The organism is Thermoplasma volcanium GSS1, assembly GCF_000011185.1.
GTDB classification, from domain to species: domain Archaea; phylum Thermoplasmatota; class Thermoplasmata; order Thermoplasmatales; family Thermoplasmataceae; genus Thermoplasma; species Thermoplasma volcanium.
Genome location: NC_002689.2, coordinates 650,335 through 667,728, shown reverse-complemented (window position 1 = coordinate 667,728; position 17,394 = coordinate 650,335). Strand labels below are relative to the sequence as shown.

16 protein-coding genes are annotated in these 17,394 nt (G+C 39.7%); 10 read left to right on the top strand and 6 right to left on the bottom strand.

Annotated elements, in window-relative coordinates:
- Positions 1 to 828: 828 nt before the first annotated feature.
- From TVG_RS03520 to fsa, 6 genes are all read left to right on the top strand, one after another.
- Complete coding sequence (locus TVG_RS03520; protein ID WP_010916929.1) at positions 829 to 2,385, top strand: AMP-binding protein; 1,557 nt, start codon at positions 829 to 831, stop codon at positions 2,383 to 2,385.
- A gap of 10 nt (positions 2,386 to 2,395) precedes the next feature.
- On the top strand, positions 2,396 to 3,649 hold the full coding sequence (locus TVG_RS03515; protein ID WP_010916928.1) for an acyl-CoA dehydrogenase family protein: 1,254 nt from the start codon (positions 2,396 to 2,398) through the stop codon (positions 3,647 to 3,649).
- A gap of 165 nt (positions 3,650 to 3,814) precedes the next feature.
- Positions 3,815 to 4,681, top strand: a complete 867-nt coding sequence (locus tag TVG_RS03510; RefSeq protein WP_010916927.1) for a dihydrodipicolinate synthase family protein — start codon at positions 3,815 to 3,817, stop codon at positions 4,679 to 4,681.
- A 194-nt stretch (positions 4,682 to 4,875) separates the two neighbouring features.
- Complete coding sequence (locus TVG_RS03505) at positions 4,876 to 5,697, top strand: transketolase (RefSeq protein WP_010916926.1); 822 nt, start codon at positions 4,876 to 4,878, stop codon at positions 5,695 to 5,697.
- Entirely contained in the window at positions 5,694 to 6,644 is a 951-nt protein-coding gene (locus tag TVG_RS03500) for a transketolase family protein (RefSeq protein WP_010916925.1), read from the top strand. The genes TVG_RS03505 and TVG_RS03500 overlap by 4 nt, the downstream gene beginning before the upstream one ends.
- Positions 6,628 to 7,299: a fructose-6-phosphate aldolase gene (fsa, locus tag TVG_RS03495; RefSeq protein ID WP_010916924.1), complete on the top strand. Its 672-nt coding sequence runs from the start codon at positions 6,628 to 6,630 to the stop codon at positions 7,297 to 7,299. The genes TVG_RS03500 and fsa overlap by 17 nt, the downstream gene beginning before the upstream one ends.
- Positions 7,300 to 7,322: 23 nt before the next feature.
- Here the strand turns inward: fsa and TVG_RS03490 are convergent, their stop codons facing one another.
- The 3 genes from TVG_RS03490 to psmB form a co-directional block, all read right to left on the bottom strand.
- Entirely contained in the window at positions 7,323 to 9,008 is a 1,686-nt protein-coding gene (locus TVG_RS03490; protein ID WP_010916923.1) for a hypothetical protein, read from the bottom strand.
- A 109-nt stretch (positions 9,009 to 9,117) separates the two neighbouring features.
- Positions 9,118 to 11,037: a beta-CASP ribonuclease aCPSF1 gene (locus tag TVG_RS03485; protein ID WP_010916922.1), complete on the bottom strand. Its 1,920-nt coding sequence runs from the start codon at positions 11,035 to 11,037 to the stop codon at positions 9,118 to 9,120.
- A gap of 41 nt (positions 11,038 to 11,078) precedes the next feature.
- Positions 11,079 to 11,714, bottom strand: coding sequence for an archaeal proteasome endopeptidase complex subunit beta (psmB, locus tag TVG_RS03480; RefSeq protein WP_010916921.1), 636 nt, complete (start codon positions 11,712 to 11,714; stop codon positions 11,079 to 11,081).
- A 494-nt stretch (positions 11,715 to 12,208) separates the two neighbouring features.
- Between psmB and TVG_RS03475 the strand changes: the two genes are divergently transcribed.
- Genes TVG_RS03475 through TVG_RS03465 form a run of 3 tightly spaced genes read left to right on the top strand, consistent with a single transcriptional unit; the run spans position 12,209 to position 14,656 of the window.
- Positions 12,209 to 12,631, top strand: a complete 423-nt coding sequence (locus TVG_RS03475) for a CBS domain-containing protein (protein WP_010916920.1) — start codon at positions 12,209 to 12,211, stop codon at positions 12,629 to 12,631.
- A 20-nt stretch (positions 12,632 to 12,651) separates the two neighbouring features.
- Positions 12,652 to 14,073 (top strand): MFS transporter, encoded by a 1,422-nt coding sequence (locus TVG_RS03470; protein WP_010916919.1) that lies wholly within the window; start codon positions 12,652 to 12,654, stop codon positions 14,071 to 14,073.
- Positions 14,054 to 14,656 (top strand): 3'-5' exonuclease, encoded by a 603-nt coding sequence (locus TVG_RS03465; protein ID WP_010916918.1) that lies wholly within the window; start codon positions 14,054 to 14,056, stop codon positions 14,654 to 14,656. Before TVG_RS03470 ends, TVG_RS03465 begins: the two co-directional genes overlap by 20 nt.
- 1 nt (position 14,657) lies before the next feature.
- Here TVG_RS03465 and TVG_RS03460 read toward each other — a convergent pair whose 3' ends face one another.
- Entirely contained in the window at positions 14,658 to 15,602 is a 945-nt protein-coding gene (locus TVG_RS03460; protein WP_010916917.1) for an asparagine synthetase A, read from the bottom strand.
- Between the two features lie 131 nt (positions 15,603 to 15,733).
- On the opposite strand from TVG_RS03460, the gene TVG_RS03455 reads away from it, so the two are divergent.
- Positions 15,734 to 16,165, top strand: coding sequence for an Lrp/AsnC family transcriptional regulator (locus TVG_RS03455; protein ID WP_010916916.1), 432 nt, complete (start codon positions 15,734 to 15,736; stop codon positions 16,163 to 16,165).
- A gap of 59 nt (positions 16,166 to 16,224) precedes the next feature.
- On the opposite strand, the gene TVG_RS03450 is transcribed toward TVG_RS03455, so the two are convergent.
- Positions 16,225 to 16,959 (bottom strand): cell division GTPase, encoded by a 735-nt coding sequence (locus tag TVG_RS03450; protein ID WP_010916915.1) that lies wholly within the window; start codon positions 16,957 to 16,959, stop codon positions 16,225 to 16,227.
- A complete protein-coding gene (locus TVG_RS03445; protein WP_010916914.1) occupies positions 16,956 to 17,372 on the bottom strand; it encodes a ribbon-helix-helix domain-containing protein in 417 nt (138 codons plus the stop codon). The genes TVG_RS03450 and TVG_RS03445 overlap by 4 nt, the downstream gene beginning before the upstream one ends.
- Between the last annotated feature and the right edge of the window lie 22 nt (positions 17,373 to 17,394).

Sequence of the window (17,394 nt, the reverse complement as noted above, 5' to 3'; positions counted from 1 at the left end):
AGTGGCATTGTTTTTCATGATCTCTGGCTGCCGTTCAATGTGAAATTATGAGTAAGTTAGGGGTCGGGGGAAGCAGTAAAACCCAAATCCTTTAGCTTGGGGAACACAGACTTCCCCAACAAAATTTAACTAACTCCCTACTTATACTATTCTACCAAACCGTCTGCCTGTTCAACCACGTTGCTGTTATATCTATCTATGCCAGCCAGGAATGTTACACATGTTGCCCGTCACGAAACAATGGTTAATACCTCATATTTGAAGCTTGTAAATGCAGCAGGTTCCACGATTAGTGATGCTCCCACCAGTTCAAAGATATGACATAACTGATGCAAGATAGGTTACAACAAAGGATCTGGTAACATTCGTTATGTTCATACCAGTAACAGCATAGCCTGCCTAGTTAACACTATCGTTACTGCTTGTTTCAAGGAGAATAGTCGCAGATTTTATTATTGCATTGATTACGTGATGTTCACTAATATATGACTTAGCTACTAACAGCGGGAACAACACTATAAATGACAATGATAAAAACATTGCAAATAGCTTTTTCCTGAAAATAGACGAATATAGCAGTATATTAATTTCCCTGTATATCTGAAAAATATTAGATTATAAAATTGTAGATAAAATAATTGAATGAAATGCCAGAAATTAACAAATATTTTTAATATTATTTAAATACAACTGCTTATTGTCTGTATTTTAAATTAAAGGCAATGAAGTTTTTGGGAAAGACGTATAAATATAGATCATATACATATAATTATGTTATATTAACCATAATAACACAAGGAATAAGTATAGTATTTAAATATAATAAATATGGCCAAAGGCGCAGGTCTGACCCTTGACAGATTATTTTATCAAACCTTATTGAGAAAACCTAACGAGTTCCTAACCGAAGGTCAGAGAAAGATCACTTACAAGGAACTTTTTGAGGATTCCGTTCGCCTTGCAAATGGCTTGAGTTCCTGTGATTTATCTGGTAAGAGAATTGCAGTTCTAGATTGGAATTCAATTGAGTATGCCATAGCCTTGTATGGGATACCTTTTGCAGGATCGTCCATTCATCCAATTAATGTTCGTCTTCCGTTGGAACAAATATCAAGAACGATTAAAACTGCGAGGGACGAAGCATTAATAGTATCAAAAGACTTTCTTCCGATCGCTGAAAAACTTGCTGAAGCAGGATTGTTAAGCAAGAAAAAGATATTCACAATTAACGTATCTAGTGATGATTTTTCTCGGTTCGAAGATCTCATAGATGATGGCGAAGAGGTTTTTACCCCTAAATTTGACGAAGATACAGAGATGTCTATCCTTTTTACTTCTGGAACTACCGGAATGCCAAAGGCTGTCAGTTATACCCATAGAAAGACTGTAACGGCTATATGGGCTATACTTACTTCTCTCTCCGCCTACCAAGGCTTAGCAAGACTTAATTCAGGTGATACAGTTTTTCCTCTTATTCCATTCTATCATATATGGTCATGGGGTTCTTTGTTTATATCAACGATGATTGGAACTAAGTACATTCTTGGAGGAAAATTTGATCCTATATCTACTTTGAAATTAATTAAGTCCGAAAAAGCAACATGGATGAATATGGTCCCAACAATGTTATATGCACTATTGGCGAACGATAATGAATCCGTGCTTTCCGGTATGAAAATTCTAATTGGAGGTTCACCCATACCTAACGGCCTAGTTGAAGAAGCAAGAAAGAGGAAAATTGAATTGACTTCTATTTATGGCTTTACTGATGGATTGATCGCATCCATCGGAACCATCAACGAAGCCTATGGAAAAATTGAAGATGAAAGAAAATACGAAATTTCAACAAAATATTCAACGCCATCACCCTTGGCAGAGTTAAAAATAGTAAAAGCAGATGGTGCTCCCCCTGAGATATTTTTCAGATCGCCTTGGTTACCTGATGGATATGTTTCAGACGAAACTGAAACAAAGAATGCTTACGTAGAAGGCTGGTTTAGACCTGGTGATTCTGGGCATATCGATGAGATGGGCAATCTGTGCATAGACGATCGTGTCAAGGACCTAATTAAGAGTGGGGGTGAATTTATTCCCAGCTCTACGCTTGAAAGCTACATATCAGGAGTACCTGGAGTTGAAATGGTAGCTGTGGTGCCTAGAAAGGATGATAAATGGGTGGAAAGACCTGTAGCATTTGTAAAATCTAATAAGGACTTTGACAATTTAGTACGCAATATAAAAGATTTGTTCGATTCTTTAGTAAAGAGCGGAAAGATATCGAGTTGGTGGATACCCGATGAGTTTTATAGAATAGACAATATGCCGTTAACTGGTACAGGCAAGATCGACAAGAAGGAGCTTAGAAAATTATTGGGAGGTGAATGAATTGGAGGATATGTTATTAAACGAAGAAGAGAAACAAATAAGAGATCTGTGTAGAAGAGTTGTGAAAGAAGTACCCCACGAGCTGATAAGAAAGATTGAAAGAGAGGAAGTGACCTTTCCCAGAGAGTTCATAGATTTCATAACAAAAAACGGAGTTGTTGGGCTCAGATTTCCAAAGGAGTATGGAGGAAAAGGTGCAAGTTGGGTCGCTGAGGCCTCCGCAGTTGAGGAAATGGGTTACCTTGGATTCACTCTCAGCTGCATGTATTCTTTAGGTACTATCGTAGGAGAACCTATGTATCGTTATGGAACGAATGAACAGAAAGAAAAGTACCTAAAAGGCATCACGTCTGGAAAACTTTATGGAGCTGAGGCAATCACAGAACCCTCAGGAGGATCGGATCTATTTGGAATGATGAAAACAACTGCTGTAAAAAAAGGAAACAAATATATACTGAATGGGCAAAAAAGGTTCATTGTTGGGGGCAAAGGAGCTGACTTTTTTGTAACATATGCCATAACAGATCCTAATGCAAAATCTAGAACAAGGGGCATCAGTGCGTTTATAGTGGATCGTGACACTCCTGGCTTAAAAGTGGAGACTCTATACGGACTTATGGGCAATAAGGGCGGAGGCACTGCTAGGATCGTATATAAGGATGCAGAGGTGCCCGAGGAGAATCTAATAGGGGAGCTGAACGGAGGCTACGAAGTATTCAATAGGATGATGATCCCTGAGAGGCTAACCACTGCTGCCGGATCGCTAGGCGTAAGCACCGCCGCATTGAAGGTAGCCACAGATTACGCACTAAAGAGAGAGGCTTTTGGATCTAAGCTAATTGAACATGAGGGCATAAACTTCAAGTTGGCTGAGAGCCTTACACTACTCCAGTCAGCTTCAGCCCTTGTTTATACAGCAGCAAAGGCAGCTGATCTCTATGAGAAAGGACAGACAACCCAATCCTATGCAAGAAAACTTGTTTCAATGGCAAAATTGCATTCTACAGAGGCAATGTGGAAGATAGTCAATGACGCCATGCAAATAATGGGGGGCATTGGATATACAACGGTATATCCAATAGAGCGCTTGCTAAGGGATTCTAGGCTTGGCCTCATTTGGACGGGGAGTAGCGAGGTCATGAAGATGATCATCCAGCACGAGTACTTAAAGGAATTTACTAATCCGGATTACTGGGAGTCTAGAAGAGATATCGAAAAAGATGCTCTTGACTTCAGGTTAGAAGAAGAAAAAGTATTTAAATAGTTTAAATTTTTTATAGAAAAAAGCAGCCAAAAAATATGAGAATTATTTATCCATAACTCATATTAGTGCTTATTTTTAGGTACTACACTATCAACGCATGTCGGATATGGTGAAGTATCAAATATCTAATGAAAATAATTTATCATAGGATTGGATTTGATAAATATGAAACTTAAAATAGTTCCAGTTGTCACCCCATTCAAAGAAGGCAAGATAGACGGGGAAAAATTTATCCACCACTGCATGTCCCTTTTATCCGTTGGCGTAAACTATGTCTTTATATCCGGAACAACAGGCCTCGGTCCTTCGTTGTCAATCAACGAGCGAATGGATCTAATAAAACTTTCATCTAATTTTGCCGACAAGGCCATAATGCAGGTTGGTTCTATGAACTTAGAAGACAGCATTAAGCTTGCTAGAATGGCAAAAGAGAATGGAATATATGGCATATCTGCACTGCCCCCATACTATTTCGGAGGCATACCCGAAGAATGGCTTATCAAGTATTACGTCGAAATCTCAAAAATAATACCAACTTTCATATACAATTATCCAAAATTCACAGGTTACGATATTAATTCCTCTCTCGCGATAAAGATAAACAAAGCAGGCGGAAATATAATTGGAGTAAAAGATACCATAGCTGATATTTCACACATGCTTTCCTACAGGGATCTAGGCAACGACTTCATAATACTTTCAGGCCCAAGCAATAGTATCTATGAGGCACTTAGGAGTGGAGTAGATGGATCTGTTGCTGCTGCAGGAAACTTTATGCCCAAGACCTTCATAGAACTAGCAGATAAGTTTGAGGCTGAAGCATCGTTCAAGTTGCAGAAATACATTAATAGTGTATTGTCTATAGCTAATGAATATGGATCTTGGTCAGCTTATTATTCTCTAATAAAAATACTTAGGAGATACAGCGCAGGCGATTCTAGGGCACCATTCTACCCTTTGAACGCGCTGGATGAGGAGAAACTTAGGCATGATGTGTTCTTTGTATTACCGGAGGAACAAAGGCATCAATAACCTCTGGATAGGCTAAGAATTTTTATTTAAAGATCCGATTTAAGATCACCTTCAGCGTTCAATCGGTGGTCTTAAAATGTTATAGAATTGATGTAATATAGCAAAATACGGTGTTTCCTTTGAAGATCAAGAAAGTTCACTATTGCGTAAATATTTGCTTATATATTGGTATGTTATGATCATCCGTTATAATTATGGAAGCTACCCAAATTGACCTAAGCGATATAGCCCTCAAAATTAGGAGGGAGATAATCAGGATGGTCTACAATGCTCAGAGTGGCCATCCAGGTGGTTCTTTGAGTGTGACCGACATTCTAACTGTGCTATACTTTAAGGAGATGAATATTGACCCAAATAAACCTAAAGATCCAAAGAGAGACAGATTAATTCTGAGCAAGGGGCACGCATCTCCTGCCCTTTACGCTACATTAGCAATACGCGGGTTTTTCCCCGTCAGCGATCTTTCAGGTTTTAGGAAACTAGATTCCCACCTCGAAGGACACGTAACAAGGGAGGTACCTGGTGTTGAGGTCTCCACAGGTTCTCTAGGGCAGGGACTCGGAATAGGGGTTGGGATGGCCCTAGCCGGAAGACTTGATGGAATGCAATACAGAGTTTACGTGATTCTTGGAGACGGAGAGATGGAGGAAGGGAACGTGTGGGAATCGCTCATGGCTGGATATAAATATAACCTCAACAACATAACTGCTATATTGGATAAAAATGGCATACAGTTGGACGGCTATACAAAAGACATAATGCCGATGCATGACATAAAGAGCATGGTCGAGAGTTTTGGATGGAATGTAATCGAAATCGACGGACATAACTATGATCAAATACATGAGGCTGTACAGGCTTCAAAAAATTCCGATAGACCCACCTTCATAATCGCAAATACAGTCAAAGGTAAAGGGGTAGATTTTATGGAGAACAACCCTAAGTACCACGGAAGCCCGCCCGAGTCTAAGGAGCTCTTTGAAAGAGCTATGAAGCAACTTGGTGAACAGATATGAAAACCGAGAGCTTAAGGGATACTTATGGAAAAGAGCTTGTTGAGCTCGGCAGAAAGGATCCGGATATAGTTGTCCTGGATGCTGATTTATCCTCATCAACTAAAACTGGGTATTTTGCCAAGGAATTTCCAGAGAGGTTCTTTAACATGGGTATATCAGAGCAGTCAATGGTCACTACAGCTGCTGGACTTGCAATTTCCGGTAAAAAGCCATTCGTTTCAACGTTTGCAATATTCCTAATGAGAACGTATGAACAAATAAGGCAATCTATATGTTATAACGATGTGCCGGTCAGATTTGTAGTAACCCACGGCGGCATAACGGTAGGTGAGGACGGAGCAACGCACCAAATCGTCGAGGATGTCGGGATAATGTCTGGCCTCCCGAATATGAGCGTAATTGTCCCAAGCGATTCAGTAGAGACAAAAAGTGTAATCGATTACTTAGAAAATATTAAACATCCTCATTACGTCCGATTATCAAGGGAGAAATTCCCTGTGATAAATGATTTAAGCTACGAATTCAAGATTGGACGTGGCTATGTTGTAAAGGATGGCTCAGATGCAACAGTCATCGCAAATGGGATAATGGTATCGAAGGCACTAGAAGCTGCAAACGCTTTAAAGGATAAGGGCATTGATTTACGGATAATCAACATGCCATCGGTCAAGCCAATAGATAAAGATATCATAATAAAGGCAGCGAGAGAAACCGGCCGTATAATAACCGCAGAGGAACACTCCATATACAATGGTCTCGGCAGCAGAGTTTCCGAAGTAGTTTCCGAAAACTACCCAGTTATTGTGAAGAGGATCGGTATGCGTGACACTTTTGGAAAATCCGGAAAAGCTATGGAGCTTTTCTCCTATTTCCACATGGATGTTAAAGATATAATAGACTATGTTATCCAGAGTTTGGAGGAAAAGAGCTATGAAAATATTTCTTGATACTGCAAATATCAGCGAAATAAAGGAGGGTATAGATCTAGGCCTTGTTGATGGAGTAACAACGAATCCCACGCTTATATCAAAAGAAGCCGGCGGGAGCAAGAAATATGCAGAGATAATTAAGGAAATACTGAAGATAGTGGATGGCCCAGTAAGCGTCGAAGTAGTCTCCACCAAATCAGACGGCATGGTCGAGGAGGCCAGGAAGATACACGCATTGGGCGACAATGCAGTTGTAAAGATACCGATGACCGACGAAGGCCTAAAAGCCATAAGAAAGTTGAGCCAGGAAAACATAGAAACCAACTGCACCCTTGTCTTTAATCCAATACAGGCCCTTCTTGCAGCAAAGAGCGGGGCTACTTATGTGTCTCCGTTTGTAGGAAGGTTAGACGATATAGGCCAAGACGGGATGCAAATAATAGACGAAATAAAGACCATATTTAACAACTACATCATAAAGACACAGATACTTGTCGCTTCTGTGCGGAATCCAATTCACGTGCTGAGGGCAGCTATAATTGGTGCAGACGTTGTAACGATACCATTCAGCGTACTTAAACTACTGATAAAGCATCCAAAGACCGATGAAGGCCTTACTCGTTTCTTAGAAGATTGGAAAAAAGTATCTCCTGACGGTAAATTTATAATTTAAATAAAAAATTATAAATTAAAATATTATTTCTTGCGTTTTACAAAGACGTAAGCTATGGCCGCAACTATGGCTACTATAACTACTATTATAGCAGCGTAATACGTCAACGAGAACTGCTGTACTGCCGTGTAAGGTTCTATCTGTATTGTGTGATCAGAGAAGTGCGGTACGTAAATTAGAACCATGGATCCGTTTCCGTCAGCTGTCACATTATAGTAGGCTGTTGTGGTTGAGGTTTCATTTACGAGTGCAGATGCGGATACCTGTACCGCAGCAGAACCATCGAACTTTACTATCAGTCTCGAAGCGTTTATCACATTGTTAGTAACGTAAACAGCGATGACTGTACCTGAAGTCTCAGATGAGTTAACGTTTATGACTATGCCGTTAGACGATACAGACTTCACGAGTGCGTGAACAGATGCATTGTATGCTATGGTAAAGTTATTTATTGTTGAATTAACCTTTTCAAAGGCCATCTGAAGACCCAGCTTACCGCGTTCTAACGCGTACTGCATCGGTTTCATTTTGTTAACTCCGTTGGAAAGCCCTGGAGGCGAAACAAAGTTTACAAAGCCAGTCTTGTTAGTTTTGAATATTATAGTATTATTCATACTGTTTACTGACACGTTGCCATTAACAAAAGTCATCATAGCATAGAAGTGAGGTGCGTTCATGAATACAAAGGAGGTACCAGCGTATACAGATTGGTTCAGTTCCAGACCCATATCATCAGAATTTGCTTCAAACTCTTCATTCGCTTTAAAAGTTATATTCTTTTCCGTGAGCGAAATGCCATTAGATACATTAAACATCACTGTACCGTTTTTTACTATGAATGAAGACTGCAGAGTCGGGTTGTTGTGGATCATCAAAGCGTATGGCGATGTAGCATAGTAGAATATATTCCCGACGTACGGCCCACTAGACGTTAATGGAAAGTTTAGTGACCCATTACCCATGCCGCTTACATTGTTAAATACCCTTAGCCCGGATAGCCTATCATAGAAATTTTGTATAGTCTCATTGCTTTGGTAGAAGTTGAAGTACAGGTATCTTCCAGTTACGTTGCCTGTGGTCTTATCGTAGGTGAACTTGTATCCGCGTAGCATGTGCTCGAAGTGCTGGAACATTCCGTTGACACCTGTATTGCTTACTATTAATACATAGAGGATATTTGATGACGGGAAATGATTACTCTGAACTGTGAATGTATAATTCGTGTGACTATTCGTAACTTTTCCGTTAGACACTACGGTAAAGTTGTAGCCATCGACGTTCAAGTAGTAAGCTGATACAACATCCTGATCCATAAAGGATTCTCTATCTGAATTGGCAGCTGTCAGATTAGATGTGAAATTCAGTTGTATGTATTCACTTCCAGAGCCGGCAGTAGCCAAAACAAGGCTGTTCCCGTTTACAAAGCTTGCATAGCTCAAGTTACCTGAATTGTTAAATAGCATGCCAAAACCGGAATCTTTGGACATAGGCGTATTATATGAGCTTAGATTAGAACCGCTGACGAACCCATAAGAAATTATAAGAGTATTGTTATACTTTACATAGTTTATCTGACCATTTGCAAGGCCTAGTTTATAATCTCCAGCTACCACATCCTTCGCTGGCGCTGAAGTTGCAGCCAGGCTAGTCATGGCAAAGCCGATTACAGAAAAAATTGCGACGGCAATTACCAATGTTTTTATGTTCATAGGCGTGTATCTTGATGTGTATATATATAGGTTTCGGCGATAGATTCGTAAAAATGCTATGCCTCTAGATTATTTATGATGTAAACGATAAATATTAAGGAATGAAAATTCATAGCAACCTTATCGTTTCTAAATTTTTAAGGGCATAACTTTCTATGTTGAATCTTTGCCTCACCAATCTGGCAAATTCTGCAGTTTTTCCATTGTCTCCGTGATTAACTAAAATCTTTTTCGGCTTTGGCTGCATAGTAGCTATATAGGCTAACAACTGTTTTTTTGTGGAGTGGCCAGAGAATCCTTCTGCTGTCTCTACGTCCATATTGATTTGGTAGGTCACGGTTTTTCCGCCTTCGCTAATAGTTACTTCTTTAGCGCCACTCTGTATCCTCTTGCCCATTGTACCGTCTGCCTGATAACCTACGAATACAAGGGTATGCTTTGGATTTCCTGCCCATGCTTTGAAATACTCCATCACCGGCCCACCGTTCATCATACCTGAGGTAGCCAACACAACTTTGCTTTCTGGGTCTTCAGCTATATCTTCCCTTTGCTCTCTTGTCTCTACTTTTTTAAATATTTGGCTTAGGAAGGGATTCTCCTTTCTAACCATGATTGCCTCGCGCAATTCTTTGTTGAGGTATTCCGGATAAGCAGCATGTATTGCTGTAGCTTCCATTATCATTCCGTCAAGGTATACGTTCATCTGGGGGATCCTACCGTTTCGCATTGCGTCTTCTAGAACTATCATGACTTCTTGGCTTCTTCCCACCGCAAAGACTGGAATAAGAACCGATCCTCCTCTGTCATGTGTCCTATTAATAACATCCACTAGAGTTTCCGTAGCTTCTTCTCTCGTGAAGGAATAATCGTCTCTACCGCCATAAGTCGACTCGGTCATAAACGTTTCTGCCCTAGGGAATTTGTTGTTGGCAGGATTGAACAACCAGGTTTTCTCAAACTTAACGTCACCAGAGAGCACTACGTTGTATAAGCCGTCACCGATGTGAAGATGTACGGATGCAGATCCAAGTATATGGCCCGCATTATAAAACGTAAGCCGCATATCTCTTGTTATATCCGTAGTTTCGCCGTATCTGAGAGTTATAGTATGTTTTAACTCCTCACGTATATACTTTGATTCGTACGGAACCTTGCCGCCCTCCATTCTCGCTACCTTTATATAATCATCCTGGAGGAGGACTGCAAGATCTCTAGTCGGCTGCGTCATATATACCGGACCATCGTAACCGTACTTGAAGAGAAGTGGAAGGAGTCCCGAATGGTCCAGGTGCGCGTGCGTTAATATCACTGCATCTATACTGCTGAGTGGCTGCACCTCTGGAACGTATAGATACGGTGCAGCATCCCACGGATCTGCGTCTGGACCGACGTTCATCATCCCGCAATCTATGAGAACCTTTGAATTCTTGGTAGACACGAGCGTCGCACTCCTGCCAACTTCAGAGTGGCCGCCAAGAGCTGTCAATCTTACCCACGTTTCGCCGACAAGAGGTGGCCCGGAGAGCTTTACACCAAGGTTATGCAAAAACTCCTTTCTCTCCTGTTTGATGTCCCTCATATATTCCCGTATTTCCTTTACGGTGTGTGAATACATTGGAGGGGCCCTGACGATCCTAGGAGACCATTGTGTCCTAGCCTTTATCTCTTGTACGTACTCAGTATTCCTAGCAGTTATTATGGATGGTTCATCAACTTCTATAACTACTTCTCCTGTGTCTCCTTCAAAGTATATATCCTCAAGACCAGCTTCCTTTGGTATTATTTTTTCTATCTCTGCCCTAGCTTGATCCTCCGCCGTAAGGATCGAAGGGTCCGGTCTTATAGCTATCCTCCGCCTTATCTCCTGCGCTATCTGCCTGGCAAGGTCATCTCGCTTGGCAAATAATTCTGGATCTTTAGTATAAACGACTATTGTGGGGCCTTCATAGTCTATCTCTGTTATCTTATTGTCTGGATACAGTCGATCAAATATTTGCCTGGTCTCTGCCAGGTAATCGCGAAAACCCATAATTTGTACACCTTTAAACTTTAAAATAATCGATTAAATATTTATAAAATTAAACCAAGCTTTTTGATTCTGGCCTCTATTTGCTCGGTCGGCAGCTGTACGTAGCCATCCTTTTTAGTTATTACGGCAACGTCAATCATGCCACCGGAGGCCGAATCCCTTTGCTTAGCCGCGCTTATGGCCCTGATTACGAGATCGACACCCTCATCTATGGATAGCTTTTCGTTGTACTGGCTCTCCAGTACACCATAAACAAATGGAGATCCAGAACCGGTGCTGGCGTAGATATCCTCAACTGAACCGCCTGCGGCATCGATAGAAAATACATGAGGACTAGTATCTATCCCTCCAACAAGCAATTGGACCATATATGGCATATACTTGACTTGGTTCAGCATATTCGATAGAAGTGTGGCAACTGCCTCTATAGGCATATTTACTCTTCTCTGCAACCTGTAAAGCTCAAGTTCAGCCTTCATGTATCTAACAAGAACCTGTGCATCTCCAACTAGTCCTGCAATAGTCATACCAGTATAAGTGTCTATTTGGAATAGTTTTTTTCCGTTCTTGTGCATAATGAAGTTCTCCATGGTCACTCTTCTTTCAGTCGCCATGATTACGGCATCTGTTAGCGTAATACCAACTGTAGTTGTACCAGTTTCTAAAGTCTGATTCATAATATCAACTCCTTTTAAAAAGGCTATTCGATAATTGAGGTATGATATTAAATATTTTCTATCTCTTGTTAGAACGAATGGACTTTATAATGCAAGTATACAGTAGCTTATGTTATTGGACGAAACTTTCACATTTTTTTAAAAAATGCATGCAATGTAAAATTCCAGGCTTGGAGAATCATCAATCAGTTTATTCTATCGATATGCTAAAGTCTCACGTATGAATATTTTTCCCCTCGTAGGTATTTCTACAAGATAAGCGGTATAGTATATACGTACAGGTCAACCTTAGAATCTAGAGTATCTACAATTATGTACTTATTTATTGTATATAATTTAGAATGAAGTTATTTTCGATCCGTTTTTACTTATTTTAAGGTAAATCCGCAAAGAATTCTTTAAAATTAATTCCCATTATGATTAACTATTCTTTCCTAAAAATGCAGGTTTTTTCACTATAAAAATCTGTAAATAGACTTTAATGATTATGAAACATGGTACTTTACGCTTCGGACATTATGAGAAAATATACGAAGACATTTAGGCCCGATACGACAGCTTATGAAGCGGCAGTTGTTATGGCTCAGGATCACGTTGGCTTTCTTATAGTAGAGGATGAAACAGGCATAAGAGGCATGGTTACAGAATGGGATTATATCAATAAGATCATATCCAAAGACCTAAACCCAAAGAATGTAAGGGTAGAGGAGATAATGAATTCACCAATTATTTCTATAACTCCTGATACGCCAACCTTCAAGGTAGCGGAGATTATGAGCAAAAACGGAATAAGAAGGCTCCCTGTTATGGAAAAAAACAAGCTGGTCGGAGTCGTTACTTCACGTGATATACTTAGGGCATTTAAAGACTATATGGATAGTATATCTGATATAATCTCTAGATTCGGAAATCTCTGAATAATAAAGGAGAACTATAGATGGATGGCGCTTATAAGCTACTGGCAATATCAGTTACTAGCATAGGATCGTTCCTTGCAGTCATCAACAGTACATCTCTTCTTATATCATTGCCAACGATAATGATCAGCCTTCACACAACATTTCTATTTATAATCTGGGTGCTGGTTATTTATCCCCTAGTTATGACTATCGGATCACCAATATTTGGAAGGTATTCTGATTTTATAGGAAGAAAACAGCTGTATGGGCTCGGATACATATTTTTTACAATAGGATCTCTGCTAGCCTCATCTAGTATAAATATTGACATGCTCATAGCCGCTAGGGCTATACAGGGGCTCGGTGGCTCTCTTCTCTTCTCAAATAGCTTAGCCATAATAGCTGATGCATTCAGGCAAGATGAGCTAAAATGGGCCATAGGCACGAATAGTTTAATAATAGGTTTTGCCACTGCAATCGGGCCGCTTGTAGGCGGCATACTCACTGTTCTTAACTGGAGATACGTCTTTGTCTTCAATGTTCCGTTCGGTATAGCAGGCTACTTTATGTCTTTGAAAATACACGACATAGAGAAGAGACAGGTAAAAGCTGCCAAGCTCCCATCCGTATTCTTCTCGATATTCATCATTCTCCTAATAATATACATGACCTTTGCTCCGCCTAACAATTGGATATCGTTTTCTGGGCTTGCGTACATTATATCAATTGCAGTTTCATTTATCCTATTCATCTATTTTACAGGGAGATCTGAGAATTCCCTCATTGATATATCACTTTTCAAGATCCGGGAGTTTGCTGTCCAAGCCATTTCAACTTTCCTGAACTCGATAACTAGATACTCGATACTGCTTATAGCTATAATAATGCTTCAAGGGCCTCTATCATTGAGTCCCTTAACATCGAGTTTGATGGTAATGCCTTATGCTGTGGCCTTGAGTTTGGCATCATATTTCGTGGGCAGAGTCCACCGCAAAGGTATGGAAGACCACTTAATTTATGCAGGGCTCTTCCTTTCATTCTTCGGATCGTTCATGCTCTTCTTCGTACGGGATGCTTCCCTTCCGTTCTATATTGGCATTACGCTGGTTGGTTTCGGTATAGGTATATTCTATACACCGAGCAATGCCATACTTATGTCTACTGCCCCGCCAAATAAGAGAGGTTCAGCTGCTGGCCTTAGGACAGTCATACTTAACTTAGGTTCGGTTATAGGTATGTCTATGGTATTTTCAGTAGTCGCTGCATTAGTTCCGGAATCAGCATTGAGCTCAGCATTCCTTGGTGTGAAGATAGCCCAAGTTAATGCTGTAAAACCAGACTTTTTAGACGGGATAGGCTTATCCTTCCTTATATCGGGCCTTTCTTCCCTTCTTGCAGCCGTGATAGTATCCATAAGTCATATGAAAAGGGCGAAATCCAGTGCAGTCTCAACTCACTGATAATTTAAGAGCTTTCGTTAAACAAATCAAGAAATCAGAGTTAATATCATTCGACATAGAGACGCTTGTAGAAGACGGGAAGTTTTTGAACAACGAAAATATAATTGCTATATCGTATTGTACAGGAGATCTTAATTGCAATGTGTTTGTGGCAGAATCTGAAGGGGAAGAGGAGACTATTCTCCAGAATTTTGATTTACTGCTGGGAAATGTAAAACCTGCAATAATACTGGGATATAATCATACAGGATACGATATACCTCTTATATCCTATAAGATAAGGAACTTCAAAGACTACAAATTCTGGAATATCAGAGAATACTTCGGTTCTGCATACACTTTAGACGTTATGTATTTAGTCAAGAATTTGACAGGCAAGATAATGAAGCTTGAGGATGCAATATCACTTTACCTTGGGAAAAGTGAACTTGAGGCAAAGATGATACCTTCACTCAATGGGATGGGAAAGGGGGAAGCAATAAAATACCTTTGGAAAAATGAAAGAAAAAAATTCGAAACATATTCTCTTAACGATTCTATTTCTACATTAAAAATATTCTACAAAATTATGTGTGATGGATAGCTTATAGCGAAAGCTTTCCAGGTACCTTTGGAAATGGATGTACATCCTCTATTCTACTGAGACCGCATATGTACCTAGTTAACCTCTCAATGCCTATGCCAAAGCCAGCTGAAGGATATAGGCCGTCTTTTGCAAATTCTATGTACCATTTGAACTGTTCTTCTGTTTGCCTCTTTTTATGGATCCTTTCGATAATCCGATCCAGCTTATACTCTCTCTCACCTCCAGACAGGGCTTCACCGAAACCTTCTGGGTATACCAGATCCATGTCAACTAGTATACCAGGTCTCTGCGGGTCTTCTCTGTCATAAAATTCTCTTTTTTCCAAAGGGATATCTATTATCCAGAAAGGTTCTTTCTTTTCTTTGGAGAGTATACTCTCGAAGTCGCCTCCGTACTCTTTTTCTGCATCTTTATATCGTATTCTTTCAAATGGTTTCTTAGGAATACGGAGATCTCTTCCAAAGAACTTAAGGTCATCGGAGTGCGTCTTTTTAATTTTTGAGAATAATTCAACAATCATCTCCTCCCCTAATGACATTACATCTTCACGTGTAGCATCCCTTATCTCGAGATCTAGCTGAGTAAATTCGGATAAATGCCTTCCAGTTTCTGCCTTGTCTTCTTCTTCAAGCCTTATGTTAGGAGAGAAGGTAAAAATTTTGCCGAAGTGCTTGGTGAGAATATGTTTGTGGAATATCATGCTTTTAGTGATCGAATATTTATACCCATAATAGTCGATCGTAGGATCGTAGACCGGATGGTTCAATGGATCTGTAAGCACTGAAATTATTACTGGAGGGACTTCAATAAACCCTCTTCCTTTGAGGTAATCGGAGAGATAAGATCTTACAGAACTCTCTATTTTCAATGCCCGTTGCAGTTCTGGCTTTTCTAAATGCGAATTCACTTCATATACAAGGTCGCTTATTTCTTTTGCTTCCATAAAATGAAGATTAAAGTATGCTTAATCAATTTTGTCTCTTTCTAAAGAACAATATGTCAATTAACGTCAAATACAAAAAGCCATATTAGACATAATGACTAAACTTAAATACATCTATGATATAATAAAATATGGATGAGAAAGACCTCCAAATACTTAACTACCTGATGGAAAACGGCCGAGACAAGATATCTGATATGTCACGTACACTAGATATCCCGAGGGTAACGATATATGAGAGAATGCAGAACATGATCAAGAGTGGCATAATAAAGAAATTTACAATAGTACCGGACTACAAGGCTCTCGGCATTCCTGTAGTTGCATTTATACTTGTGGCTTATACGCCAAAGGATGGCATTTCACAGAGGGATCTAGCAGCTAAGATAGCGACGTTTAAAGAGGTAGAAAATGTGTATATAATCGCTGGGGAATGGGATCTGCTGATAAAGGTACGAGAATCATCAACTGAAGCCATAGGAAACTTTGTCCTAGATAAACTGCGAGAGATGCCTGGCATAGAAAGAGCTCAGACAATAACGGTATTCTCGGAGGTAAAATAATAAATTTGGATGTTAAACCATATTTTTAGGAATACAATATAGAAGGAATTTAAGGAAATTTATCCAGATATTATGGCATATTTCAATCTGTCTATGCTTAAGGATATCTCCGATATATATTCATCTAGGCGATTGGCTATCATTGTATTCGCCTTTTCTATTTTTTCCATTATATTCTGAAAATTATACCCAAAACTGAATTTATCGTTGTCAAAGACAACTATGTTATTGCCAGTAGCTCGCAGATCGTTTATTGCGCTTATGGCCTTCTCTCTTCTGTTGCCCTCTTTAGAAGATGGTACGACAATTATACTCAAAGCCTCCCTACCAGATTTGTTTAATATTTCGAGGAATTTTGAATGAGCATATTGAGCGAAAGAACCGCCAAAACCGCTGACAAGTACAAACGATATTCCTGTACTCTTTAATTTCTGCGCTGCGTACAAAGCGTCTTCTTCAGTAAGCCCATCCATTATCTTTATGGGGTTAGCTGAGTATTTGAGAAAAGGGTTCTTTATATTCTCTATGGAATAGACTTCAAATGAAATTTCTCTTCCCTTTACATTCAAGCTTCCGTTATAGTAGGAATTTCTGGCAGGTGTGCCTCTAAACACTGCATAGCTTTCAACGTTTCTAATATCTATAGGGTTCATTTTTCTTAATATTCTGAATCCTGCATTACCAAACGAGACAACAACGACGTTCGTCCTGCAGGAATAGTATTCGTGTGCAACTGTTGGAGGATCGATATACCTTTCTTCTCTGAATACTGATCTTCTTTGAATAAGCCTCACCTCCCGTCCTTTCGTGCGGTGGCGCCTGCTTGTTTAAAATTTTCAAAGGATGCAAGCGCCTTCATCAAATCGCTCATGTTCTTGGATTTTTTCTTAACGAACTTAAGGACGAACGGTTCTAGTGACTCTCGCAAAACTGCTGAGATTAGATCGTTTTCATCTTTAAAGAATCCATTTTCTATGGCAGTCTTTATAATAAGTTTTGAATTTTCATCCAAAATTAAACCTTCGTGGGTTTTTTGTAGATCATCCTTAACCACAGATATTCTTTTGCTCGAGATGTACTGCATAACAGCATGCCTTATAAACTCTGACCTGCTTCCGAACTCGGGATTAAGATTTAAGAATTCATCGATTTCGTTTATTTCTTCTTCTGAAATTCTCAAGGTCAGCTTAACGTCCTTATTGAGCAAGTTCCATGCCTCCTGAATGTAT